17 protein-coding genes are annotated in these 23683 nt (G+C 62.8%); 10 read left to right on the top strand and 7 right to left on the bottom strand.

Translation table 11 applies throughout. From position 1 onward, the window contains the following. The first annotated feature begins 77 nt into the window (after positions 1-77). The 7 genes from C8D72_RS10150 (at position 78) to C8D72_RS10120 (ending at position 10265) form a co-directional block, all read left to right on the top strand. Complete coding sequence (locus tag C8D72_RS10150; protein ID WP_115854281.1) at positions 78-1898, top strand: carboxylesterase/lipase family protein; 1821 nt, start codon at positions 78-80, stop codon at positions 1896-1898. A 62-nt stretch (positions 1899-1960) separates the two neighbouring features. Further along, positions 1961-3598, top strand: a complete 1638-nt coding sequence (locus C8D72_RS10145) for a carboxylesterase/lipase family protein (RefSeq protein ID WP_115854280.1) — start codon at positions 1961-1963, stop codon at positions 3596-3598. A gap of 152 nt (positions 3599-3750) precedes the next feature. Next, entirely contained in the window at positions 3751-3984 is a 234-nt protein-coding gene (locus C8D72_RS10140; protein ID WP_115854279.1) for a hypothetical protein, read from the top strand. A gap of 166 nt (positions 3985-4150) precedes the next feature. Beyond that, positions 4151-5440, top strand: coding sequence for a flippase (locus C8D72_RS10135; protein WP_115854278.1), 1290 nt, complete (start codon positions 4151-4153; stop codon positions 5438-5440). Positions 5441-5472: 32 nt separating this feature from the next. Beyond that, entirely contained in the window at positions 5473-6603 is a 1131-nt protein-coding gene (locus C8D72_RS10130) for a CapA family protein (RefSeq protein WP_115854277.1), read from the top strand. Between the two features lie 195 nt (positions 6604-6798). Then, entirely contained in the window at positions 6799-7953 is a 1155-nt protein-coding gene (locus tag C8D72_RS10125) for a M20 aminoacylase family protein (protein WP_115854276.1), read from the top strand. 182 nt (positions 7954-8135) lie between these two features. Further along, the gene (locus C8D72_RS10120; RefSeq protein WP_211308828.1) at positions 8136-10265 is read left to right on the top strand and encodes a putative bifunctional diguanylate cyclase/phosphodiesterase; all 2130 of its coding nucleotides are present in this window, start codon (positions 8136-8138) and stop codon (positions 10263-10265) included. Here the strand turns inward: C8D72_RS10120 and yccS are convergent. From yccS to C8D72_RS10085, 7 genes are all read right to left on the bottom strand, one after another. Next, a complete protein-coding gene (gene yccS / locus C8D72_RS10115) occupies positions 10240-12462 on the bottom strand; it encodes a YccS family putative transporter (RefSeq protein WP_115854275.1) in 2223 nt (740 codons plus the stop codon). The genes C8D72_RS10120 and yccS overlap by 26 nt on opposite strands. Before the next feature lie 215 nt (positions 12463-12677). Then, on the bottom strand, positions 12678-14891 hold the full coding sequence (locus C8D72_RS10110) for a TonB-dependent receptor (RefSeq protein ID WP_170140563.1): 2214 nt from the start codon (positions 14889-14891) through the stop codon (positions 12678-12680). 237 nt (positions 14892-15128) lie between these two features. Next, a complete protein-coding gene (locus C8D72_RS10105; RefSeq protein WP_115854273.1) occupies positions 15129-16295 on the bottom strand; it encodes a nucleotide sugar dehydrogenase in 1167 nt (388 codons plus the stop codon). Positions 16296-16548: 253 nt separating this feature from the next. Then, positions 16549-17697 (bottom strand): galactonate dehydratase, encoded by a 1149-nt coding sequence (gene dgoD, locus C8D72_RS10100; protein WP_115854272.1) that lies wholly within the window; start codon positions 17695-17697, stop codon positions 16549-16551. 104 nt (positions 17698-17801) lie between these two features. Beyond that, positions 17802-18425, bottom strand: coding sequence for a 2-dehydro-3-deoxy-6-phosphogalactonate aldolase (locus tag C8D72_RS10095; RefSeq protein WP_115854271.1), 624 nt, complete (start codon positions 18423-18425; stop codon positions 17802-17804). A 36-nt stretch (positions 18426-18461) separates the two neighbouring features. Continuing rightward, complete coding sequence (locus C8D72_RS10090) at positions 18462-19430, bottom strand: 2-dehydro-3-deoxygalactonokinase (protein ID WP_115854270.1); 969 nt, start codon at positions 19428-19430, stop codon at positions 18462-18464. Beyond that, on the bottom strand, positions 19423-20265 hold the full coding sequence (locus C8D72_RS10085) for an IclR family transcriptional regulator (RefSeq protein WP_245955218.1): 843 nt from the start codon (positions 20263-20265) through the stop codon (positions 19423-19425). The genes C8D72_RS10090 and C8D72_RS10085 overlap by 8 nt, the downstream gene beginning before the upstream one ends. Positions 20266-20575: 310 nt before the next feature. On the opposite strand from C8D72_RS10085, the gene C8D72_RS10080 reads away from it, so the two are divergent. From C8D72_RS10080 to C8D72_RS10070, 3 genes are all read left to right on the top strand, one after another. Beyond that, the gene (locus C8D72_RS10080) at positions 20576-21622 is read left to right on the top strand and encodes a TRAP transporter substrate-binding protein (protein WP_211308827.1); all 1047 of its coding nucleotides are present in this window, start codon (positions 20576-20578) and stop codon (positions 21620-21622) included. Between the two features lie 81 nt (positions 21623-21703). After that, positions 21704-22303 (top strand): TRAP transporter small permease, encoded by a 600-nt coding sequence (locus tag C8D72_RS10075; RefSeq protein ID WP_115854268.1) that lies wholly within the window; start codon positions 21704-21706, stop codon positions 22301-22303. After that, positions 22303-23601 carry a TRAP transporter large permease gene (locus C8D72_RS10070; protein WP_115854267.1) on the top strand — a complete coding sequence of 433 codons (1299 nt, stop codon included), beginning with the start codon at positions 22303-22305 and terminating at the stop codon, positions 23599-23601. Before C8D72_RS10075 ends, C8D72_RS10070 begins: the two co-directional genes overlap by 1 nt. Positions 23602-23683 lie beyond the last annotated feature (82 nt).

The following is a 23683-nucleotide window of genomic DNA, read 5'->3' as shown; positions in this document are numbered from 1 at the left end:
GAACGACCGCGCGCGTTTGCAGTCAGACCACGGGGTGGGTCGCTGGCGGCGACGGGACCGGTCGACAGGGAGGAAACATGCGGGCAGAGACAGCCAGACGGGGCGTCATGCTGATGACATGGGTGACATTGAGTCTGTCGGCCGGTATCGCCGCCGCCGATGGCCGTACGGCATCCGGCCTTGATGAGTCGGTGGCGCTTGAAGTGGCAGGCCGTGCCGCGCTTGAGGACAGTCCCGCGGCGGCTCTGGTCAATGAATCGGTGGCCCTTGAGGTGGCCGGTCTCATCCGGGCCGCAGCGGACAACGCCCCGGTCGCGCGCATTGACAACGGCCTGCTGCGCGGTGAGCAGGAACAGGGGGTCTCGGTCTATCGCGGCATTCCCTTTGCGGCACCGCCGGTGGGCGACAACCGCTGGCGGCCGCCGCAGCCGGCCAGCGCCTGGCAGGGCGTGCGGGATGCCACGCGTTTTGGCCGCGACTGCATGCAAAAGCCGCTGTCCAGCAGCGCCTCGCCCGGCGATGAGCGCCCCGATGAAGACTGTCTTTATCTCAACGTCTGGCAGCCCGACGGCGCCGCGCCGTCACCCGGCGGACCACCGCCTGACGACAACGCAACCGGGGCAGATGCTGAAGGCCGCCCGGTGGTGGTCTGGCTCTACGGCGGCGCCTACGTCAACGGCGGCGCCTCATCAAAGGCCTATGACGGCGAGAGCTTCGCCCGTGACGGCGTGATCTATGTCAGCTTCAACTACCGGCTGGGGCGCTTCGGCTTTTTCTCTCATCCGGCCCTGAGCGATGAGGACGATGACGCGCCGCAGGGCAACTACGCCGTCATGGATCAGATCGCCGCACTTGAGTGGATCAGGGGCAATATCGACCGCTTTGGCGGCAACCCCGACGACATCACGCTGGTGGGCGAGTCCGCCGGCGGCAATTCGATCCTCAACCTGATGGCAAGCCCTGCCACCGAGGGGCTCTTTCAGCGCGCCGTGGTGATGTCCGGCGGCGGTCGCGGGCTGCGCGCCGTGCGCCACGACCTGCACGAGGATGGTCCCGACAATCCGTCGGCCGACACCTTCGGCAAACGCTTTGCCGATCGTTACGGCATCGAGGGCGAGGATGAGCAGGCGCGTGAGGCCCTGCGGGCGCTGCCGGCAGACGCCGTCACCGCCGATCTCAACATGAGCATGATGTATACCCCCAATCGCGAGCGCGACACCTACGCCGGCGGGCCGGTGCGCGATGGAAAGCTGCTCCTCGATGAGACCCAGAACCGCTTCAAACAGCAACAGCAACGAAAGATACCGCTGTTGATCGGCTCGACCAGTCTCGACCTCGGGCGTGCCGACGCCGCCTCAAAAACCGAGCTGTTTGACACCTTTGGCGACAACGCCGATCGCATGCGCGCGCTCTATGACCCTGGCGGCAACGCCAATCTGAAAACGCTGGCCAAGGAGATCGGTCGCGATCGGACCATGACCGAGCCGGCGCGCTTTATTGCCGACGAAATGCAGGCCGCCGGCCAGCCGGTGTGGCGCTATCGCTTCTCCCACGTGGCGGCGCCCAAACGCAGCGACTGGCCGGGAGCGCCGCATGCCACCGATATTCCCTATCTCTTTGATCGTCTGGAGCCGGCCTACGGCAGCGGGATCGATGACAGCGACCGCACCACGGCCACGGCCTTTCATCGCTATGTGGTCAATTTCGCCCTGACCGGCGACCCCAACGGCGAGGGGCTGCCGCAGTGGCCACTGCATGACTCGCAGCAGGAGCGGATTCTGGAGTTCACTCAGGACGACGGGCCGCAGGTGCTGCGCGATCCCTGGTGGGAGCGGCTGGACATGATCGAGGGCCGCTGGATGGCCGCCCCCGACACCGAGCGGGATGATCGCACCTGACGGGATCACCGACCGGACGTGGTCTATCCTGAGCGCACGCTCAAGAGACAACGGAACGCCGCATGCAACGCTGGTTGAAAGGACTGCTGACACTGGGATTGCTGACCACGCCGCTGTGGGCCTGTGCCCAGGCCTCCCCCGCCGAGGAGGCCGTGACCCGCGTAGATATCGATAGCGGCGCGCTGCGCGGCCGCCACGCGCTCAACGTGACCGCCTTCAAGGGCATCCCCTATGCCGCGCCGCCGGTGGCCGATAACCGCTGGCGTGCACCGCAGCCGGTACAACCGTGGCAGGGCGTGCGTGATGCCACCCACTTCGGGGCGGACTGCATGCAGCGTCCCGATCCGGGCGATGCCGCGCCGCTGGGGGTGACACCGTCCGAGGACTGTCTCTATCTCAACGTCTGGGCGCCGTCTGATGCCATCCCCGAGCCGGAGGCGGAGCGCGCGCCCACCGACCGCCCGGTACTGGTCTGGATCCACGGCGGCGGCTACGTCAATGGCGGCACCTCGGCACCGGTGTACGACGGCAGCGCCTTCGCCCGCGACGACGTGATTCTGGTCAGCCTCAATTACCGGCTGGGCCGCTTCGGCTTTTTCGCCCATCCTGCCCTGAGCCGGGAACAGCAGGGCAAAACGCTTGCCAATTACGCCATCATGGATCAGCTGGCCGCGCTGAACTGGATACAGCGCAACATCGGCGCCTTCGGTGGCGATGCGGACAACGTCACCCTCATGGGCGAATCCGCCGGCGGCGCCTCGGTGCTGGATCTGACCGGATCACCGGCGGCCCGCGGGCTGTTCCAGCGCGCCGTGGTAATGTCCGGCGGCGGTCGGGCGTTGATGGGCCCCATGCCCGCGCTTGATCGCGATACGCCGGAACACCCCTCGGCCGAAACCATCGGGGAAAACTTCGCTTACCGTCACGGCATCGAGGGCAAGGGGCAGGCGGCGCTGGCCGCCCTCAGGGATCTGCCCCCCGAACAGATTGTCGACGGGCTCAACATGAGCACCCTCATGTCATCTCATGCGGGGCCGCGCACCTGGGCCGGCGGCCCGATCCGCGATGGCGAGCTGATCTCCGGTGAGCCCGAAGGCATCTATCAGACAGGCCTTCAACACAATGTGCCGATGCTGATCGGTACCACCGACGCTGATCTGGGCTTCAGTGCCGCAGAGAGCATGGACGCCCTGTTCGCCCCCTTTGGCGAGGAGGCCGACCGCGCCCGCGCGCTGTATGACCCCGAGGGCAGCGACGATGTACAGCGGGTCGGGCGAGAGATCGGCATGGATCGCATGATGACCGAACCGGCGCGCTTTATTGCCGATCATGTGGCCGCCAGCGGTCAGCCGGCGTGGCGCTATCGCTTCTCGCACGTCGCGCGGGAAGTACGACATGACTGGTCGGGCGCGATACACGCCAGCGAGCTGCCCTATCTCTTTCGCACGCTCCAGTCACGTTATGACACCCTGGACGACAGCGACCGCGCCATGGCCTGGCAGCTGCATCGCTACGTGGTCAACTTTGCCCGCCACGGCAACCCCAACGGTGGCGGCGCGCCCACCTGGCCGCTGCATACGCCGTTGTCGAACCTGATGATGGACTTCACTCAGGCTCAGGGGCCGGTCGCCCGACAGGACCCGTGGCAGACGCGTCTGGATCTGGTGGAACGCCACCTGACCCCTGCCCTTGAGCGCTGATTGAATATGTTCCTGCCCCTTCCTTCACCGGCGGCATCACTGCGGTGACAGCGAAGGGGCTACTACTTTGGTAACAACATGTAACAAAAGACTTAAGCGGGGAAACCCTGTTGCCGATAAAGGCAGGGAACATCTTCTGGACCCTTGCCATCATGAAACTGGAACGCGTTTACGCTCAGGCCAACCAGCAGGAAGCCCTCCTGCAGGACGAAAAGGCGCATGAAGCGCTCATGAATGCCCTGTCTCCCTGCCAGCGGCTGGAGCAGGACTATACAAGTCTGATCACACAGCAGGAACGCCTGCGCAGCGCTTGGCACAATGCCCCGGACACCCTGCGCGAGATGCTCAGAAACACGTCACTGGGCCATTTGCTCGAAGGCCTTTGAGGTTCATTGACGGCTCCGATTTTCCTGCCCTGACCTGATGTTGCACCCCGATACGACTCGAGACATCGCACAACTCTGCACACACGGTTACCCTTTCTGGTGGCATGATCGGCCTCCCTTGCCGATCAGCCACCCTTCGGCGTCTCACCCCTGAAAAAGCAGCTTCATGAACAAGGCACTCATCAACACCGCCTGGATCCTTGGCGAAAAGGTCATGTTGGCCCTGGCCGGTATTTTCATTACGGTCTACGTCGCCCGTTACCTGGGGCCCAGCGAGTTCGGACTGATCAGCCTGGCGCTGGCCGTCGTGGCACTGATTACCCCCATGGTGAAAATGGGCGGCGATAACGTGGTCTTCAACCGACTGGCCCGCAACCGCCACAGCGGGATGCTATTGATGGCGGCCTCGACCCGGGTGCGAGCGATCAACTTCGTCATCATCTGTACACTCCTGACCGTGGGGGCCTGGTTTTATTTTGACACCCCCAAACAGATGCTGGTGTTCTCCATCATCATCTGGGGCAGCTTCTTTACGACCAACGAAATCTACAGCATCTTTTTCAACTCCTCGCTGGACTCCAAGTTCAACACCGTGGCGCAGAACATTGCCCTGGGGATAGGCGTGGCGCTGAAGTTTGCCTTTATCAAGCTGGGGGCCACGGTCGGCTTTTTTGCCGCAGCCAACATCATCCAGTGGGCCGTGTCGTATTTCATCAAGCAGTATCTGTTTCGCAAAAAGACCCGCGACGTTGCCCATACCTTCAGGACCCGCAGCCGGCGCCATTCGCGTCATATCGTGCAGGTGGGCATCCCGCTGGCGATCTCGAGTTTGTCCATTGCCCTGTATACCCGGACCGACCAGCTCATGCTGGGCAGCATGCTCGATGAAACACACGTGGGCTGGTACAGCGCCGCGCTGACCCTGTCACAGGGCTGGATGATGTTTCCCATGGCGCTGATGACCTCCTGGATGGTGGGCATCAACCATGCCGCGCGCAGCACCGATCAGACCCTGTTCGATCACCGCATTCGCCGGCTGTTTCTGGCCGTGTTTATCGTGGCGGTGATTCCGGCCACCATCATGGGTATTTTCCGGGTGCCGCTGATCGAGCTGCTCTATGGCGATGAATACACGCCGGCGGCCGCCGTGCTGGGCATTACGGTCATCTCCTCGGTCTTCTCGGTGCTGGGCACCGCGGCATTCAACGTGATCACCGTGATGGGCGGCTACAGCTTCCTGCTCAAGAAGATGCTGTTCGTCAGCGCCCTCAATATCGTTTTGAACTACCTGCTGATTCCCCGCTATGGCCTGATCGGCGCGGCCATGTCGACACTGATCGCCGAGATCCTGTCCGCCGTGGTGCTTAACCTCTTCTACCGCCGGGGTCGTGTCCTGAAGCTTCAGTTGACCGCCTTTATGGGCATCAAGGCGCCCACCGCTCAGCCAGCGAGCTGACGGAAGACCTTCTACCCTCGGAAACCGATACCATGATTGAAATGTTTGTCTGTGGCGATGTGGTCAATCGCCAGTACAACGGTGGCCCCGTCTGTGATGACGCCATGAGCGAGACCATTGCCGCCTGCGATTACGCCGTCTGCAACTTCGAAGCACCGGTTCGCGGCTTTGGTCGCGAGCAGCCCAAGGACGGCCCGCACATCAACCAGCAGGCCGATATCCTGCCGGTGCTCAAGGGGCACGGCTTTGACATGCTGCTGCTGGCCAATAACCACATCATGGACTTCGGGGACGAGGCGCTCGAGGCCACGCTGCGCGAAGGCGAACGGCATGACTTTGACATGCTCGGCGCCGGCATGAACGTCGAGCGCGCCTATATGCCGCTGATTCGCGAGATTCAGGGCGTGCGTATCGGCATGCTCAACGCCTGCGAGGCACAGTTCGGCGTACTCGATCACAACGCCGAACCCGATCAGGCCGGCTACGCCTGGCTCAATCACCCCGCCATCGATCGGATGGTGGTCGAGCTCAAGCACGAGTGCGATTTTGTCGTCGTCTTCGCCCACGCCGGACTCGAGTTCTACGACATTCCGCAAAAGGAGTGGCGTCTGCGCTATCAGCATCTGTGCGATCTGGGCGCCGATGTCGTCGTGGGTGCGCACCCGCACGTGCCTCAGGGACATGAGACCCATAACGGCTCGCTGATCTTCTACAGCCTGGGCAATTTCTACTTCAGCAACCGCCCTAACCCGGCGGCGAAGAAAAATTACGCCTACGCATTGAAGCTGGGCTTTGAAAAGGGCCGGCCGGTGCAGTTCATGCCGGTCTTTCACCACACCGAAAACGAGGTGGTGTGCCTGTCGCCGGAAGATGATCGCACCGATCTGGCGCAGCTGAATGCGCTTCTTGGCGAGGGCTATCAGCGCCGCTATGACGAGATGAGCACGGCCATCTATGAGAAATACATTCAGCCCAAGCTGACCCGCACCCTCATGGGCGTACCCTGTGACGGCACGCTCAAGGGCAGCCTGAAGGAAATGGCGGCCACGCTGCTGGGCAAGCGCCGTCATCTCGACAAGCCGGTGCTGGGCATGCACCTGATGAGAAACGAGACCTATTACTACGCCGCCCGACGTGCCACCGAGCTCAAGGCGAAGCGCTAGCACCGCCCATTGCTCGCCTGCTGCCAGAAAAAGGCCCCCGACAGCCCTCCTGTCGGGGGCCTTTTTCATGCCCTCTCCCTGCAACAGCCCGGCTCCGGGAAGCGCCGGCGCGCATCGACACCCGGGCGCGATCGGCATAAGGTTTTTGTCCGGGACATGATCCTCGACAACCACGCTTTCGATCAGGAATCCTCCATGACCGCTTTTGAGTCCTACCCGGGCGATGAACAGCTGCGCCAGTGGCGTCGCGATTTCCATCGCCATCCCGAAATCGCCTTTGAAGAGCACCGCACCAGCGCGCGCATTGCCGAGCTGCTGCGCGAGGCAGGCCTCGAGGTGCATACCGGCCTTGCCGGCACCGGCGTGGTCGCCACCCTCGACGGTGCCCGCGGGCCCGGGCGCACCATCGGTCTGCGTGCCGATATCGACGCGCTCGCCATCGAGGAGGCGACCGATCTGGACTACGCCTCTCAAACGCCGGGGCGCATGCATGCCTGCGGTCATGACGGCCACACCACCATGCTACTGGGCGCGGCCTGGGCGCTGGTGAAAAATCCCGATTTTGCCGGGCGGGTCCACTTCATCTTTCAGCCCGCCGAAGAAAACGAGGGCGGCGCCCGGGTGATGATCGAACAGGGGCTGTTTGATCTGTTCCCGATGGACGCCGTCTACGGTCTGCACAACTGGCCGGGCATGCCGGTAGGTGAGGCCGCCGTGCACAGCGGCCCCTCCATGGCGGCCTTTGATGTCTTCACACTGCGCCTGTCCGGGCGTGGCTGCCACGCCGCCATGCCCCACATGGGCGATGACGTCGTTCTGGCAGGCTGTGAGCTGGTAACCCGTCTGCAGGGGCTCATCAGCCGGGAGCGCCCGGCGCATCAGCCGGCGGTGCTGAGCGTCACGCAGTTCCACGGCGGCGATGCCTTTAACGTCATGCCGGCCACGGTGGAGCTTCGCGGCACCCTGCGCTGCTTCGACCCGGCCCTTCGTGAGCATCTGGAAAAGCGCTTTCGCGAGGCCGTCCAGGCCGGCGCCGATTTTCACGGCCTTGCGGTCGAGCTCGACTATCAGCAGCGTTATCCGGCCACCATCAATGATGCCGAACACGCCGCCCGCTGCGCCGCAGTCCTTGAGAACATGCCAGAGATCGAGAAGGTGCATCTTGATCTGCCGCCCTGCATGGCCTCGGAAGACTTTGCCTTCATGCTGGAAAAATGCCCGGGCGCCTACATCTGGATGGGCAACGGCGACAGCGCCGCGCTTCACAATCCCGCCTATGACTTCAATGACGATCTTTCCCCGCTGGGCGTGGCCTGGTGGCAGGCGCTGGTCAGACAGCTTTTGAACTGAAGGCCTTCCAGGCGTCATTCATGCGCCCCATCGCCGCAATCAGGGCTTAAAAAAGGCCTTGATTGCGGTTTTGATCAGATTTTTCTGTTTCATAATCCAGATTAGTTTTTGGCGATGTCTGCACATGACCTCCCGCCACGGCACGGACGCTATTCCTTTCACCTCTTCGATCAGATATCGCCATGACCGAATCACAGGCGCATACCAGCGCCATGACAGACAGTGATGCCCTTTATCGTCAGCTGGTGCAGAACATTACCGACCATGCGATCTACATGCTCGACCCCGAGGGCATGGTCCTGAGCTGGAACGAGGGCGCCCGGGCCTTCAAGGGTTACTGCGCAGACGACATCGTGGGGCAGCACTTCAGTTGTTTCTATACCCTCGAAGAGCGTCACCTGGGGATACCCCTGCAGGGGCTGGCTGCCGCACGAATGCACGGCCGTCATGAGGCGGAAGGCTGGCGCCTGCGCAAGGATGGCAGCGCCTTCTGGGCCAGCGTGGCGATCGATGCCATCGTTGATCAGGGCGAGCTGATCGGGTTTGCCAAGATCACCCGCGACATTACCCAGAAGCGCGCCCATCAGCAGGAGGTCCTCGAGGCGCGTGACGCCGCCGAGCAGCAGTCACGCGAGCTGAGCGGACTGTACGCCTTTTTGCATACCGTCATTCACAATATCCCGACCCGGGTGATGGTCGAGGACCTGGCCAATGGCCGTCTTTTACTGTGTAACCACGATATTCAAACGCCTCAACCCGGCGCGCGAACGCTGCTGTCATACCTGCCCCCCGACGCACTGCTGGCGCGAATCAAGGACGAACTGCCCCCCGCTCATGCCGGGCCATCGCGGGAGATCAAACTCAAGCTTGATACCCGGGAAGGCACGTGTCGCCTGAAATGTCGCACGCTGGCGATCATCGACAACGGCCAGGCCACCGGCCAGCGCCTTTATCTGATCGATGACGTGACCGAGGAGCATACCGCCCAGGCCACCATTCACCACATGGCCCATCACGATGCCCTGACCAACCTGCCCAACCGGCTATTGTTTGGCGAGCGGACCCGGGCCCTGCTGGAAGCGCTTGAACCCGATATCACTCAGGTGGGCATGCTGCTGCTGGATCTGGATGACTTCAAGAACATCAATGATGTGCTGGGCCATCAGGTGGGTGACGAGCTGCTGTGTCAGCTGGCCACAAGACTGCATCAGCATCTGCATCACGGTGAAACGCTGGCCCGCATCGGTGGCGACGAGTTTGCCCTGCTGGTGCCCAAGGCCCATGACGATGCCACGCTCTCAATGCTGGCGAGTACGCTTGTCACCAGCGCACGTGCGCCCTTTCAGCTCAGCGAACATCGGGTACAGACCGGCATCAGCCTGGGCGGCGTGCGCGCCAGCCGCGACATCGACAGTTTCGAGCAGCTGATGCGCTGCGCGGATCTTGCCCTTTACGAGGCAAAACGTCAGAACAAGGGCCGCTACGAGGCCTTTCGCCCGGAACTGGCACAGCTGGCACGCGCCCGTCTCGACCTGGAAAACGACCTGCGCGGTGCACTGGCCCAGAACGCGCTCTTTTTGCTCTATCAGCCCATTTATGACATCACCGGGACCCGCACCACCGGGTTTAAAGCGCTGATGCGCTGGCGCCATCCGGTCCGGGGCATCGTGTCCCCGCTGGAGTTCATTCCGATTGCCGAAAACAGCGGCCTTATTCTGGAAATCGGCGCCTGGGCGCTGGTCGAGGCTTGTCGAGAGGCCAGCCGTTGGCCGGATGATCAGCGCATTTCGGTCAATCTGTCGCCAGCACAGTTCAAGCGTCAGGCACTGGTGGATGAAGTCGCCCACGCTCTGGCGATCACCGGAATCACGCCGTCCCGGCTGGAGCTTGAAATCACCGAATCGATCCTGCTCGATGCCAGCCAGCACAACATCGAGATCCTGCACCAGCTCAAGCAGCTGGGGGTGCGCATCGTGCTGGATGACTTCGGCACCGGCTATTCATCGCTGCACTACCTGGGCTCCTTTCCGTTTGATCGACTCAAGATCGATCAGAGCTTTATCCGCGAGATGTGCGACAGCCGCGAGGCACTGGCCATCGTGCGGGCCGTCACCGGCATGGGCAAGAGCCTCGAGATGGAGGTCACCGCCGAGGGGGTCGAACGCCGCGAGCAGATGGCGCTCTTGCAGCAGGAAGGCTGTTCACACCTGCAGGGCTTTCTGCTCGGCCGGCCAGGGTGCCCGACGGATATTGCCCCCGCCGAGGACGATCAGAAAGAGGCAGCGTCTACGACGCCCCACGACGCCATCTGACCAGGCTGCGCCGCTGCCCCTGCTGATCCAGCAGGCGGCCGGCCACTGCAGCCAGCGGGGTCATCTGCTGACAGATCATCGCCAGCTGGGTATAGACCAGCCGCCGGGCGTCTTCCATCTCATCAAACGGCTGCTCGAGCTGCTCGATCAGCCCCTGTGGCGGCGGGGAAAGTGGCGCAGGCGCCTCACGCCGCGACAGCGCGCGGGCAATGGTCGAGAGATAGCCGCTGATCGCCTCGAACACCGTGTCCAGCTCCTGCATATCGAGGCGCTCGCTGACGCTGCGCCGGTGCGCGCCCAGCGCCGAAAGATGCCCCAGAATGCTGTGGGTGATCACCAGCAGCCGATAGCCCTCATCGGCGTCGTGGCGATATTGCCCCGGCTCCTGCATGACGCTGGCCAGCCGCGTCGAGAGCGCGGCATCGGCGTTGTGGGCATTGCGCCGCGCCAGCCGATAGGCCAGATCATCGCGCTTGCCGCTGCGATATTGCCGCACGATCTCGCGGAAATAGGCCTCGCTGGCCGTCACCACCGAAGCCGCCTCCCGGTTGAGCCGTCGCCCCTGCCAGTCCGGCAGGATCAACAGCACCGCCAGTGCGGCAAGCCCTGCCCCCAGCAACGTATCAAAGAGCCGCGGCCAGATCAGATCAAAGCCGTCACCGACCTGGTTGAAGCAGGCCAGCACCATCAGCGTGATGGCCGCCGTGGCCACCATGTAGTGACGAATGCGGGCAGCGAAGAAGAGCACCCCGGCCAGCACTGCGATCAACGCCTGCGCCGCATCCCAGGGAAAAAGCGTGATAAGCGCCCAGCCGGCCACCAGCCCCACCACGGTGCCGACGATGCGCTGGCGCAAAAAGCGGTGGGTGGCGCCAAAGCTTGGCCGACAGACAAACAGCGTGGTCAGCAAAATCCAGTAGCCCTGGGTCGGATGGATCAGGCGCAGCAGCAGATAGCCCGCCACCAGTGCCGAGGAGAGCCGCAGGGCGTGACGGAAAATCGGTGACGAGGTCCGAAAATGCCCGCGCAGGCGCTGCCAGCCATCACGCAGGCTGCTGGGCGAGCGATCCAGCAGCTTGCGGTCATGCGCATCAAGGGCCAGCTCCGGGTTGTCGGCACGGGTCAGCTGCCGCTCCAGCTCCCCCAGGTTGATGGCCAGTGACGTGAGCGAGCGCAGCAGCCGATGGTTCTGGCGGACGTCATCGCCGGGCGGATGGCTCTTGAGATACTCAATGGACGCGCGCAGGTCACTGAGCGCCTGTTCGCTTTCGCCGTGATCAAACGACTGGCGCAGCAGCAGCGCCTGCCCCAGCGCCCGACAGGCCTGCCCCTGCTGATGCAGAAGCCGCTGACAGCGAAACAGCACGTCACTGTGAAAGAAGTGCTCGGCCAGGGCGCTGTAGTCGTAGTGGGTGGAGCTGGCGCGCTCATGGATGTCCTGAGCGATCAGATACAGCCGCAGATAGCGGTCAATGCGCGCACTGTTGTGCTGGCCCTGCAGCCGCGAAAAAATCATCTCCTTGGCCTCGTTGAGCGCGTTCACCACGCGGCCGTTCTGACGCGCCAGCGCCAGCCGGCGAGCGCTGCGATCCACGCCACGCAGCGGCTCGAACAGCGAGGCCTTGATGGCGAGATACTCTCCCAGTTCCGTCATCAGCGCCGTCAGGCTCTGACGCACCGGCTGATGGGTAAACAGCGCCTGCCAGACAATCGACAGCACGCCGTACCAGGCCGCGCCGGCGACCAGCAAAAGCGGCCCGTGCCAGAGATTTTCTGCCGTCACGCCGCCGCGCTGCTCGATGTTGATCATGGTGTAGACCGACAAAATCAGCGTCGCCGTCGTGATGGTGGCGTAGCGCTGGCCGATGGCGCCGAGCATGATCATGGTGAAGGTGGCAAGCCCCAGCCCGATGCCAAACAGCCACGGGTGGGCAAAGGTCAGTTCCACGGCAAGGGATGCGATGGCAAAACAGACCAGCGTCACGATCAGCGCCCGCAGCCGGCCCTGCCAGCTGTCGTCGGTCTCGGCCAGGGCGCTGGCGATCACGCCCAGAAACAGCGGAATCATCTGCTCGATGTGCCCCAGCAGCCAGCTCCAGAGCATGACGCCGGTCAGCGCGATAAACACGCGCAGGCTGTAGGCAAAGGCATCCAGCGCCCAGAGACGGCGCAGTGAATGGGTCAGGCGGTCGAGCATGGCGCTGGCATCCACGGGTGACAGGAAGGCAGAGCGTACCGGGCGCCCCGCAACAGCGCGAACATAACAGAAAGGCGATGGTGACGACATTGTCGCCCGTGGGTCGAAGCTTCCTGAATCAGGTAACGATCAACGGCGGTATCGCCCAGCATCAGGGCATGAAAAAGCCGGCCCCGAAGGGCCGGCTGGTGCCATGAGATATTCGTGGAGAAGAATTAAAAATCCAGCGTGGCCGAGAGCTTGAAGGTACGGGGCTCGCCCTGCCAAAGCGTTGGTGACCCTGTCGTGGCCGCGGACGCCCAGTACTCTTCATCGGTGACATTCTCGACGTTGGCACGCCAGATCAGGCTCCCTTCGTTGAATGGCATGGTATAGCGAAGGCCCAGATCCAGGCGCGTCCAGGGGTCCACTTTCAGATTGTTGGCCTCATCCACATACTGCGAACCGGTACGGATCACGCGGCCGGTGGCGGTCAGATTCTGCACATTCGGCAGGTCCCACTCCCCCCCCAGCACGTAGCGATAGCCGGCCACGCCCGGCGCGTCGTTGCCATCGTTGGTGCCATCGGTGGTGTCGCGCAGCTCAGGGTCCATCCAGGTGGCGCTGGCCAGCAGTCGCACGCCTTCGACCGGCTCACCATAAAGGCTGGTTTCGATACCGCGATTGCGCTGCTCGCCGTCGTAACCTGCAGTATTGTTGCTGTCGATAGCGACCTGAGGCTGCTCGATCTGGAACAGGGCGATACCGCCGCCAATGTTGCCGTAATCGAACTTGGCACCGACCTCATCCTGTTTGGAACGTACGATCCCCAGCACTTCACCAGCGTTGGTGATATTGGCAGTGCCATTGGTAAAGGGTGCCGACTCCCCGGCCTGAAGCGCTTCAATATGGTTGGCGTACAGCGAGATATTGTCGGTGGCCTTGTAGAGCAATCCATAAATCGGCGTTACGCGGGATTCGCCGAAATGACTGCTGCGTGTCCCGGTAGTGCCATCATAGTTATTGACCTCGATCTCCTGATAGCGCGCACCCAGCGTCAGCAGCAGGCGATCATCAATAAAGCCCAGCGTGTCGGAGAGCGACACGCCATTGTTGTAGGTTCGACCGGTCGTATTGGGATTGCCTACATCGCCAAAGGCCACGTTCTCCGGGCGCTGATCGACGGCGATCGGATCGTATAGATTGGTGGCTGGATCGGGAAAGAGCCCGGTATCAGGGTATTCGTACGCGACGTCCTGACGCGAATAGACGCTGGAGTAGCCCAGGTTAAGCTGATGTGAAACCGGCCCGGTCTTGAGCTCCCCGCGCAGACCGATCTGGCTGGCCAGCGACTCCGACTGATAGGCCGTATCCAGCTGCCCTACGGTGCCGTTGCCGTCTTCGTCGGCCAGCGTCACTGTCCCTGCCAGGCTGCGTTCGTGGGTCCGGTTGCCGCCCAGCGCCACATAGCCGGTCCAGTCGTCATTGAAATCATGCTCGCCGCGCACCATGGCGAAGGTGGTTTCAAGGCTTGAACGGTTCCAGCCCGGCACATAGTTGGCATCACTATCCGGGACGTCGGGCACTGACCCATCATCGTAACCGAGGCTCAGATTGAGACGATCACTATCGATGACGGTTTTCTGATGGCCCAGATCGAACGAAAGTCGATCATCGCCGCCATCATAATCAAGCCCCAGCAGCGCCAGAGTGTTTTCGCGCTCGCCATCGTCGATGGCCGTGTCGCCTCGCCCGCGCTTGAGCGTCAGTCGAGCGCCGAATTCATTGCCCTCGCCAAAGCGACGTCCGATATCCACGCCGGATTCGATATAGCCGTCACTGGTATAGCCGGTAGAGAGTCGATTGATGGGCACATCGGTAGCTCGTTTGGGCTCGATATTGACCGACCCGCCCACACCGGTGCCACCGGCCGGGACGCCATTGGCAAAGGCGCTGGCCCCCTTGAAGAGTTCCACGCGGCTGGCGATGTCGCTGGCCACGATCTGGCGCGGCAGTACACCGTACAGGCCGCCATAGGCAATATCGTCGTTGTAAAGATTAAAGCCACGAATCTTGAAGGATTCGGAATAGTTGCCAAAGCCGGTGCCGACCATGACCGAGGCATCATTTTGCAGCACGTCACCGACGGTATCGGCCTGCTGGTTTTCGATCAGCTCAGCGGTGTAGCTGATGACACTGAACGGCACATTCATGGCGTCCTGCTCGCCGAGAATGCCCAGCCGCCCGCCGGTGGCGACCTGCCCGCCGGCATAAGCCGGCGGTGGTGTGTCGCCAGCAGTCTCGATGGCCGTACTGGTGACCGTGATGGTATCCAGACTGCCATCCTGCTCTGCAGCAGTTGCCGCACCGGTCACCACCACGCTGCCCGTCACAACGCCTGCCGCCACGCGCTGTATCAGCCGGCGCCCGTAATCCTGTTCCCTTGTCATTGCCCTGAATCCCGTTAATTGTTCGTGTCCGACGCCGAGTGCATCGTGGCACTGTGCTGCTGTTTGTCTGCCACGCACGGTCTTTTTTATCCGCTTCGCCCACGGTGGGGCACCCGGCGCAAATTTTGTGCATTTGAAAACGATTCGCATATGCATTGCAACAGGCATTGACTTAAGCAGACACAAAAAAACCATCCCGAAGGATGGTTTTCATGGACAGACGGCGATCTAGCGGGATCAGTCAGTGTGAAACAGATCGCGGGTGTAGATCTTGTCCTTCACGTCCTCAAGCTCCGGCAACATCCGGTTGGCGATGATGACATCGGCCTCGGCCTTGAACGCCTCGAAATCGGTGATCACGCGTGAGTTGAAAAACTCCGCTTCCGACAGGCTCGGCTCATAGACGATGACTTCGACGCCCTTGGCCTTGATACGCTTCATCACGCCCTGCATGGCACTGGCGCGGAAGTTGTCGGAGCCACTTTTCATCACCAGACGATACACGCCGACGACCTTAGGCTGGCGACGCAGAATCGCCTCGGCCACGAAGTCCTTGCGGGTGCGGTTGGCCTCCACAATGGCCTGAATCAGATTGTTGGGCACGTTCTGATAGTTGGCCAGCAGCTGACGGGTGTCCTTGGGCAGGCAGTAGCCGCCGTAACCAAAGCTCGGGTTGTTGTAGTGATTGCCGATGCGCGGGTCGAGGCCGACGCCGTCGATGATCTGACGGGCATTAAGGCCGTGGGTCTCGGCGTAGGTATCCAGCTCGTTGAAATACGCCACGCGCATGGCGAGATAGGTATTGGAGAAAAGCTTGATCGCCTCGGCTTCGGTGCTGTCGACCAAAAGCGTGGGGATGTCCTGCTTGACCGCGCCCTCTTTCAGCATGTTGGCGAACTGCTCGGCGCGCTCGGAGCGCTCGCCGACGATGATGCGTGACGGATGCAGGTTGTCGTACAGCGCCTTGCCCTCGCGCAGAAATTCCGGCGAGAACATCAGGTTTTGGGTATTGAAGCGCTCGCAGGCCTCGCGGGTATAGCCCACCGGTACGGTGGATTTGATCAACATCACGGCATCGGGATTGATCGCCATGACATCATCAATGACCGACTCGACGCTTTTGGTGTTGAAGTAGTTGGTCTGGGGGTCGTAATCGGTGGGCGTGGCGATAATCACAAACGCCGCATCGCGATAGGCCGCTTCCTTGTCCAGGGTGGCAGTGAAATTCAGTGCACGGTTGGCCAGAAAATCCGAGATTTCCGCATCCTCGATGGGCGATTGGCCCTTGTTGAGGCGCTCGACCTTCTCGGACACGATATCAACCGCGACCACTTCATGGTGCTGCGCCAGCAGCATGGCGTTGGAAAGGCCCACATAGCCGGTGCCTGCAACTGCAATTTTCACTTGAACCGTCCTTTCGTCAAAAATGTGCTTTACCGGCCGTCATCGAACAGGGCAAGCGCCCGGATGACAGTGCCCCTCCGGGGCCGCGGCCGTGACTAATGCCATGCATCATACTCGACTCATGCCGTATCGCGCTTGGCACAAACGCGGCTTTTAGCCACCCCTTGAACACGCCACGGCAACCAACAATGGGGCCGACGCTGACGCCGGCCCCATTGTGACGCGCATTCGCAGCGTTGTCAGTGCGACACACTTACCACTCGGCAAAGCTGCCGTCGGCGTGACGCCAGATCGGATTGCGCCAGCGATGACCAATCTCGGCGCGCTCGCGTACGTAGTCCTCGTTGACCTCGACACCCAGGCCCGGCCCCTGCGGGATCTTCACATAGCCGTCTTCATAGGCGAACACTTCGGGGTTCTTGACGTAGTCGAGCAGGTCATTGCCCTGGTTGTAGTGAATGCCCAGGCTCTGCTCCTGGATGAAGGCGTTGTAGCAGTTGGCGTCGAGCTGCAGGTTGGCGGCCAGCGCGATCGGCCCCAGCGGACAGTGCAGGGCGAGCGCCACGTCATAGGCCTCGGCCATGTTGGCGATCTTGCGCGTCTCCGTGATGCCGCCGGAGTGGGACGGGTCGGGCTGGATGATGTCCACGTAACCGCCGGCGAGAATCTGCTTGAAGTCCCAGCGCGAGAAGAGCCGTTCCCCCAGCGCGATCGGGATGTTGGACAGTGGCGCGATCTCCTTGAGCGCCTCGGCGTGTTCGCTGAGCACCGGCTCTTCGACGAACATCAGGCGATAGGGCTCAAGCTCCTTCATCAGCACCTTGGCCATCGGCTTGTGCACCCGGCCATGGAAGTCCACGCCGATGCCAAAGTGCGGGCCGACCGCATCACGAATCGCCGAGACATTGGCCAGCACCGCATCGACCTTGTCGAAGGTATCGATGAACTGCATCTCCTCGGAGGCGTTCATCTTGATGGCGGTGAAGCCGCCGTCCATGCGCTCCTTTGCCATGCGCGCGGTATCACCCGGGCGATCGCCGCCGATCCAGGAGTAGACGCGGATACGATCGCGCACCGCCCCACCCAGCAGCTCATGCACCGGCACGCCCAGTACCTTGCCCTTGATGTCCCACAGGGCCTGGTCGATACCGGCCAGCGCGCTCATGTGGATGGCGCCGCCGCGATAGAACCCGCCGCGATACATCACCGTCCAGTGATCCTCGATGTGGCGCGGGTCCTTGCCGATCAGATAGTCGGCCAGCTCGTCCACCGCTGCGGCCACGCTGTGGGCGCGCCCTTCCACCACCGGCTCGCCCCAGCCGACAAAGCCCTCGTCGGTCTCGATTTTCAGGAAGCACCAGCGCGGCGGCACGATGAAGGTTTCCAGTCGGGTAATTTTCATGACAGTACTCGGCAGTTCATGGTCAAAAAGGGATCCGTCAGGTTTTGATCCGTCGAGGCGTGCTCCGCCCGGGTCTGATCAGCCAGCAGTTGATAGGAAAGATCTCAGCGCTTGAGCGCCTGCCAGGCGTCCGCAAAGGCACGGGCGTTGCGACCGACCTCTTCCGCGCTCATGCCGGGCTTGTAGAGCGCCGAACCCAGCCCGAAACCACCGGCACCGGCATCGACAAACTCCTGCATGTTGTCCGGCGTGATCCCGCCCACCGGCAGCAGCGCCACCTCGGGCGGCAGCACGGCACGCCAGGCCTTGATCACCTTGGGCCCCAGCTGCTCGGCGGGGAACATCTTGAGCACATCGGCGCCGGCATTGAGCGCGGCAAAGGCCTCGGTCGGCGTGGCCACGCCCGGCGCGCTGACCAGGCCGGCCGCCTTCGCGGACTGGATGACGCGAGTATCGCCGTGTGGTGAGACGATCAGCTTGCCGCCGGCGTGCGCCACATCGCGCACCTGCTGCACGCTGGTCACCGTCCCGGCACCGATCAGGCACTTGTCACCCAGTGCCCGATCCAGTCGCACGATGCTCTCCAGCGGCTCGGGCGAGTTGAGCGGTACCTCCATGATGCGAAAGCCGGCGTCATAAAGGGCCTGGCCGATGGGCTCGACCTCGTTTTGCGTCACGCCGCGCAAAATCGCGATCAGCGGCAGGGTCTCCAGATACTGATTCAACATGGTCTGCTCCTTTGTGAGCTTGAAACATCGAGGCCATCAGGCCGGGGCAATCAAACCGGCACGGCGGGCAATGCTCATCAACCCGCTGACGCTGGCGTCATTAATGGTCTCGACATCAGGACATTCAAAACGCGACAGCGCCTGACGGTAGCGCCGGCACAGGGCGTCATCGCCGATCAAAGCCAGCGGTGGGCAGGGCTGATCGCCGAGTGCTGCTGTCGCACTGCGCACTTCCTCGCCGATCAGAAGCCCCGAGAGATAGGCAAGGCTTGCCGCAGGGGCAAGCTCACCGGCCAGCACGCGGCTGCGCACGCTGAAAAGCTGCCCGGACAAGCCCGCGCTGCCGGCGTCAAAGGCGTTTTTGAGCCCCTCATCGAAGGCCTTCTGGCTGGCCGCATCCGTGGCATCTTCATGACACTCGGCGGCCGGGCGGCCCAGGATCGAGTGCTCGCGCAGCACGGCGTAGAGCTCACCGGTCATGTGGGTGGTGAATTCAACCAGCCGCTCGCGCTCGACCAGCGCCCACTTGCTGTGGGTGCCGGGCATGATCAACAGCGCCTTTCGGGCGAGCGCCGGGTAACGTGCCATGACGCCCAGCAGCTGGGTTTCCTCGCCGCGCATGACGTTGGGCAAAGCACCGGTCTCGGCGTTGTTGTGCTGCATGATGCCAGGCACCAGCGACAAATGATCAATGCCGGTGTCGATGGTGACCAGGCCGGCGGCGATGGCATCGGCATCGGCCGGGGCATCCACATAGGGCACTTCGTGCCAGCCGCCGCGGCTGCCGATCATGCCGCAGGCCAGCGCCGGCAGATCGGGGTGGGCGTCGCGCCATTCACCGACCACCGTTTGATAGGCGCGGGCGAAGTCGCCCTCCGGCGTATGCAGGATGCCCCAAGGCTCGTGGCGGCTGTCCAGCACCCGGCCCTGGTCATCGAGCAGCCAGGCGCGCAGCGTGGAGGTGCCCCAGTCGAGCGCGATCAGACAGGGAGAGGCGTCATTCATGGAAAGCTCCCGCAGGTGGAGAAAAGGTAGCGTCGGGGTGAAGGTCAGGCCGGGCAATCCGGTGTGATAACTGGGCGGCGGCGTCATGCACGCTCGGGCCAAGCTCACTCAGCCGCGCATCCGACATCCAGGGCGTGGCGCTGGCAATGCTGATCGCCGCGACGATCATGCCCTGCTCATCGCGCACCGGTGCGGCCACGCAGCGAATGCCGCGCTCGTTGTCCTCCAGATCCAGCACCACACCCGTCTTTTGATAATCGAGCAGGCGTGTCTGGTAATCCGGCCAGGTGGGCGGCTCGAGCGGCGACAGCCCGGCCACGGGTGCCTCGGACTGGCGCTGCTGGTGAGCACGGGCCTGCGTATAGAGCCGCTGCCACTGGCCCTCGTCGAGATCGAGCATCAGCGCCCGCCCCACGCCGGTCAGTGCCAGCGGCAAACGAAGCCCGGGGCGCGAGCGCATCTCGAGCCCGCGGGACCCGGCCACCTTGTCGAGATAAACCACGTCGTCGCCGTCGCGAACGCCCAGGTGCACGCTGTCGCCGCACTTTTGAGCCAGCGCCTCGATGATCGGGCGGGCCAGCGCTGCCAGCGGCATCTGCTTACGGGCATGCGCGCCAAGTGTGGCCAGTTTCAGCCCCAGCTGGTAGCCCTGCGGGCTCTGGCGCAGATAGCCGGCATGGACCAGCGCCGACACCAGACGGTGCGTGGTGCTGCGCGTGCAATTGATGCGCTCGCCGATGGCGGCAAGACCGTGATGGCCTTCGGCCACGGCATCGATGACCGCCAAACCGCGCATCAGGGCCTGTGCGCCGGTCGGACGGGTGGAAAGAGACATTGTCATGCCGTCAGTCTACGCCTGAAACGGCCATATCCCAATATGCAGACGATCGTCCCATATTGTGGGAATTTGCGCTTTCCGCCGCGATGCGCCGGTGGTGACCCGATTATTTACCCCTAAAGTCCAGGCAACACTCCAGAACCGGTTCAACCGCGTCACTGCCCTTTTCGAAGGCATTCCCAGGACTAAAGTTCCCATCGACACAGGCCCGCTACGGCCCCTATCAAGATAGGGATCAATTGAATGACATCATACAAAAAACTGGTCGGTGTGCCGTGCCAACCGATGGATTCAGGAGAGTATTGTGTTGAGTTATGCCGAAACGTATCAGCGCCGCCAGCCCCTTCGATCTCGCCTCATGCCGCTTGCCCTGACGGCGGTCGGGCTCACGGCGGGACTGGTGTCCTCACAGGCCATGGCGGTGGACAGTGCCACCCTGCGGCTGGGCCATGCCCTGCACGAGGATCATGTGGTGGCGCGCGCCTATCGCCATCTGGCCGACGAGCTCGAGCAGCGCTCCGATGGCAGCATGCAGCTGCGCATTTTCCCGAACGGCCAGATGGGCAGTACCCAGGACATGATGGGGCAGATGCAAAACGGCGCGCTGGATCTGGTGCACGCCTCGGCCAGTAACCTTGAAAGCTTCGATGACGTCTACTCGGTCTTCAATCTGCCGTATCTGTTTGAAAGCCAGGCTGATTTCAACGAGGTGGTGTTCGGGCCAATCGGTGAGGAGATCATGCAGGCCACGCGGGACAAGGGCTTTTTTGCCATCGGCGCCTATGTGGCCGGCTATCGCAGCTTCTATGCCAGCAAGCCAATCCGCACGCCGGCCGATCTCGAGGACATGAAGATCCGCGTCCAGTCCTCGCCCACCACCATCCGGATGATCGAGCTGATGGGCGGCTCCCCCACTCCGGTCGCCTTCAGTGAGGTCTATAGCGCCCTGCAGCAGGGCGTGGTCGATGGCGCCGAAAACAACGTGCCCTCTTATGTTCAGACCCGTCACGCCGAGCTCGCCCAGTACTTTTCCGAGGATCAGCACACCTCGGTGCCGGATTTTCTGACCGTGTCCACCGCGACCTGGAACCGCCTCGACGACGAGCAGCAGGAGATTCTGCAAAAGGCCGTGGAGGACTCCGAAGCCTATCAGAAGGACCTGTGGGACGAGGTCGATCAGCAGTCGCGCCAGCAGGCAGAAGAGATGGGCGCCGAGTTCGTCGAGGTCGACAAGGCCGCCTTCCAGGAGGCCGTGCAGCCGCTCTACGAGGAGTACAGGGAGAATACCGGGCACGCCGAACTGCTGGAACGGATTCGCGATACCGAGCAGGAGGCGGATCAGCCGCAGGAGTGATTCATCCTGTGGCGTTCGGGCCGGGTCGCCTGAGCGATCCGGCCCGGTGTCGTTCATGTCTCGCCAGTTCGGGAAGCTTCCATGCCTATTGAAACCTTCAAAAAACCCGTCGATGCCGTGATCGCCAGCCTGACCGTGACCGTCATGGTGGCGCTGGTCGGCTGTGTGGTCTGGCAGGTCTTCAGCCGCTACGTTTTGAGCGCACCCAGCACCTTCACCGATGAGTTCGCCCGCTACGCGATGATCTGGGTGGGCCTGCTGGGTGCGGCGTATACCGTGGGGCTGCAGCGCCATCTCGCCATCGATCTATTGACCGACCACATGGGCGCGCGCGGCAAGGCGGCCATGGGCGTGCTGATCAATGCCGTGATGATGGCCTTCGCCCTGCTGGTCATCACCCGCGGCGGACTCGGCCTGATCGACAAGTCGCTCGCCTCCGGCCAGCTTTCGCCGGCCATGCGCCTGCCCATGGGGTATATCTATTTCGTGCTGCCGATCAGTGGCGTGGTGATGAGCTACTACTGCCTGCTGTTCTGCATCGGCCACCTGACTGACCTGTGCCGCCCCGACCGACGTGGCACCGCCGAGCCTGCCGCCCGGGATGACCATCACGACAGCATCGCCGCACAGACGGCGCCCCGGCCATCAGAGGCCCTGACCCCGCGCGAGGAGCACCGCTGATGGACATCTCGATGCTGACCATGTTCGGCAGTTTCTTTTTGCTGATCTTTCTGGGCGTGCCGGTGGCCTTCTCGATCGGCATTGCCACCATCATCACGCTGCTTTTGACCTTTCCCTTCGATGTCGCCGTGTCGATTGCCGCCCAGCGGATGGCCACCGGGCTCGACAGCTTCACGCTACTGGCGATTCCGTTTTTCATTCTCGCCGGGACCCTGATGAGCAGCGGCGGCATCGCCCGACGCCTGATCGACTTCGCTCAGGTGTTGGTCGGCCGGCTGCCGGGGTCGCTGTCGCACGTCAACATCATGTCCAACATGATGTTCGGCGCCATCTCCGGCTCGGCGGTGGCGGCCGCGGCGGCCGTCGGCGGCACCCTGGGGCCGATCCAGCAGCGCCAGGGCTATCCGCCCGCCTACTCCACGGCCGTCAACGTCTCCTCCTGCGTGACCGGGCTGCTGATTCCGCCCTCCAACGTGTTGATCGTCTACTCGCTGACTTCGGGCGGCGTCTCGATCGCCACCCTGTTCATGGCCGGCTACGTTCCCGGCATCCTGATGGGGCTGGGGCTGATGCTGACCGGCGGCATCATCGCCCGGCGGCGCGGCTATCCGACCGCCGAGCGACCGACACTGAAGCAGGCGATGCAGGCGTTTTTACGCGCCATCCCCAGCCTGATGATGATCGTGGTCGTGATCGGCGGCATTCTCGGCGGCGTATTCACCGCCACCGAGGCCTCCGCCATCGCCGTGGTCTACACCTTCGTGCTGTCGGTACTGATCTACCGTGAGGTGAGCTTTCGCGAACTGCCAACGCTGATTCTGGAATCGGTGGTGATGACGTCGGTGGTGCTGTTGCTGATCGGGCTGTCGGTGAGCATGTCGTGGGCCATGAATGTCTCCGGCATCCCCGAGGCGATCAGCGAGACGCTGCTGTCGCTGTCCAGCAATCCCATCGTGATCCTTTTGATGATCAATCTGGCGCTGTTGATCGTGGGCATTTTCATGGACATGACCCCGGCCGTGCTGATCTTCACTCCGATCTTTTTGCCGATCGCCACCCAGCTCGGCATCGATCCGGTGCACTTTGGCATCATGATGGTCTTCAACCTCTGCATCGGTCTGCTGACGCCCCCGGTGGGCAGCGCCCTGTTCGTGGGCTGTTCGGTGTCGGGCGTCAAGCTTCAGCATCTGATCAGGCCCCTGCTGCCGTTTTATATCGTGCTGGTCCTTGTGCTGCTGGCTGTGACCTTCATCCCCGCCCTCTCACTGGGCCTGCCGCGGCTGTTCGGCCTGAAATAAGCCCTCTCCCACGCCGCCCGATCACCGGGCGGCGTGGCCCCGTGACATGCGACGAAAGTTGACAGCCGGTGTCGCACCCGCC

It is taken from the genome of Kushneria indalinina DSM 14324 (assembly GCF_003385845.1).
Taxonomy (GTDB): Bacteria; Pseudomonadota; Gammaproteobacteria; order Pseudomonadales; family Halomonadaceae; genus Kushneria; species Kushneria indalinina.
Note: the sequence above shows the minus strand (reverse complement) of the source record. Positions and strands in the feature narration are given on the sequence as shown.

Bases quoted from the DNA above. Each gene is read 5' to 3' on its own strand.
- C8D72_RS10135 (WP_115854278.1), top strand. From the start codon at position 4,151: ATGAACAAGGCACTCATCAACACCGCCTGGATCCTTGGCGAAAAGGTC.
- C8D72_RS10085 (WP_245955218.1), bottom strand. From the start codon at position 20,265: ATGTCTCTTTCCACCCGTCCGACCGGCGCACAGGCCCTGATGCGCGGT.
- C8D72_RS10120 (WP_211308828.1), top strand. From the start codon at position 8,136: ATGACCGAATCACAGGCGCATACCAGCGCCATGACAGACAGTGATGCC.
- dgoD (WP_115854272.1), bottom strand. From the start codon at position 17,697: ATGAAAATTACCCGACTGGAAACCTTCATCGTGCCGCCGCGCTGGTGC.
- C8D72_RS10140 (WP_115854279.1), top strand. From the start codon at position 3,751: ATGAAACTGGAACGCGTTTACGCTCAGGCCAACCAGCAGGAAGCCCTC.
- C8D72_RS10130 (WP_115854277.1), top strand. From the start codon at position 5,473: ATGATTGAAATGTTTGTCTGTGGCGATGTGGTCAATCGCCAGTACAAC.
- C8D72_RS10145 (WP_115854280.1), top strand. From the start codon at position 1,961: ATGCAACGCTGGTTGAAAGGACTGCTGACACTGGGATTGCTGACCACG.
- C8D72_RS10110 (WP_170140563.1), bottom strand. From the start codon at position 14,891: ATGACAAGGGAACAGGATTACGGGCGCCGGCTGATACAGCGCGTGGCG.
- C8D72_RS10095 (WP_115854271.1), bottom strand. From the start codon at position 18,425: ATGTTGAATCAGTATCTGGAGACCCTGCCGCTGATCGCGATTTTGCGC.
- C8D72_RS10150 (WP_115854281.1), top strand. From the start codon at position 78: ATGCGGGCAGAGACAGCCAGACGGGGCGTCATGCTGATGACATGGGTG.
- C8D72_RS10125 (WP_115854276.1), top strand. From the start codon at position 6,799: ATGACCGCTTTTGAGTCCTACCCGGGCGATGAACAGCTGCGCCAGTGG.
- C8D72_RS10070 (WP_115854267.1), top strand. From the start codon at position 22,303: ATGGACATCTCGATGCTGACCATGTTCGGCAGTTTCTTTTTGCTGATC.
- C8D72_RS10090 (WP_115854270.1), bottom strand. From the start codon at position 19,430: ATGAATGACGCCTCTCCCTGTCTGATCGCGCTCGACTGGGGCACCTCC.
- C8D72_RS10075 (WP_115854268.1), top strand. From the start codon at position 21,704: ATGCCTATTGAAACCTTCAAAAAACCCGTCGATGCCGTGATCGCCAGC.
- yccS (WP_115854275.1), bottom strand. From the start codon at position 12,462: ATGCTCGACCGCCTGACCCATTCACTGCGCCGTCTCTGGGCGCTGGAT.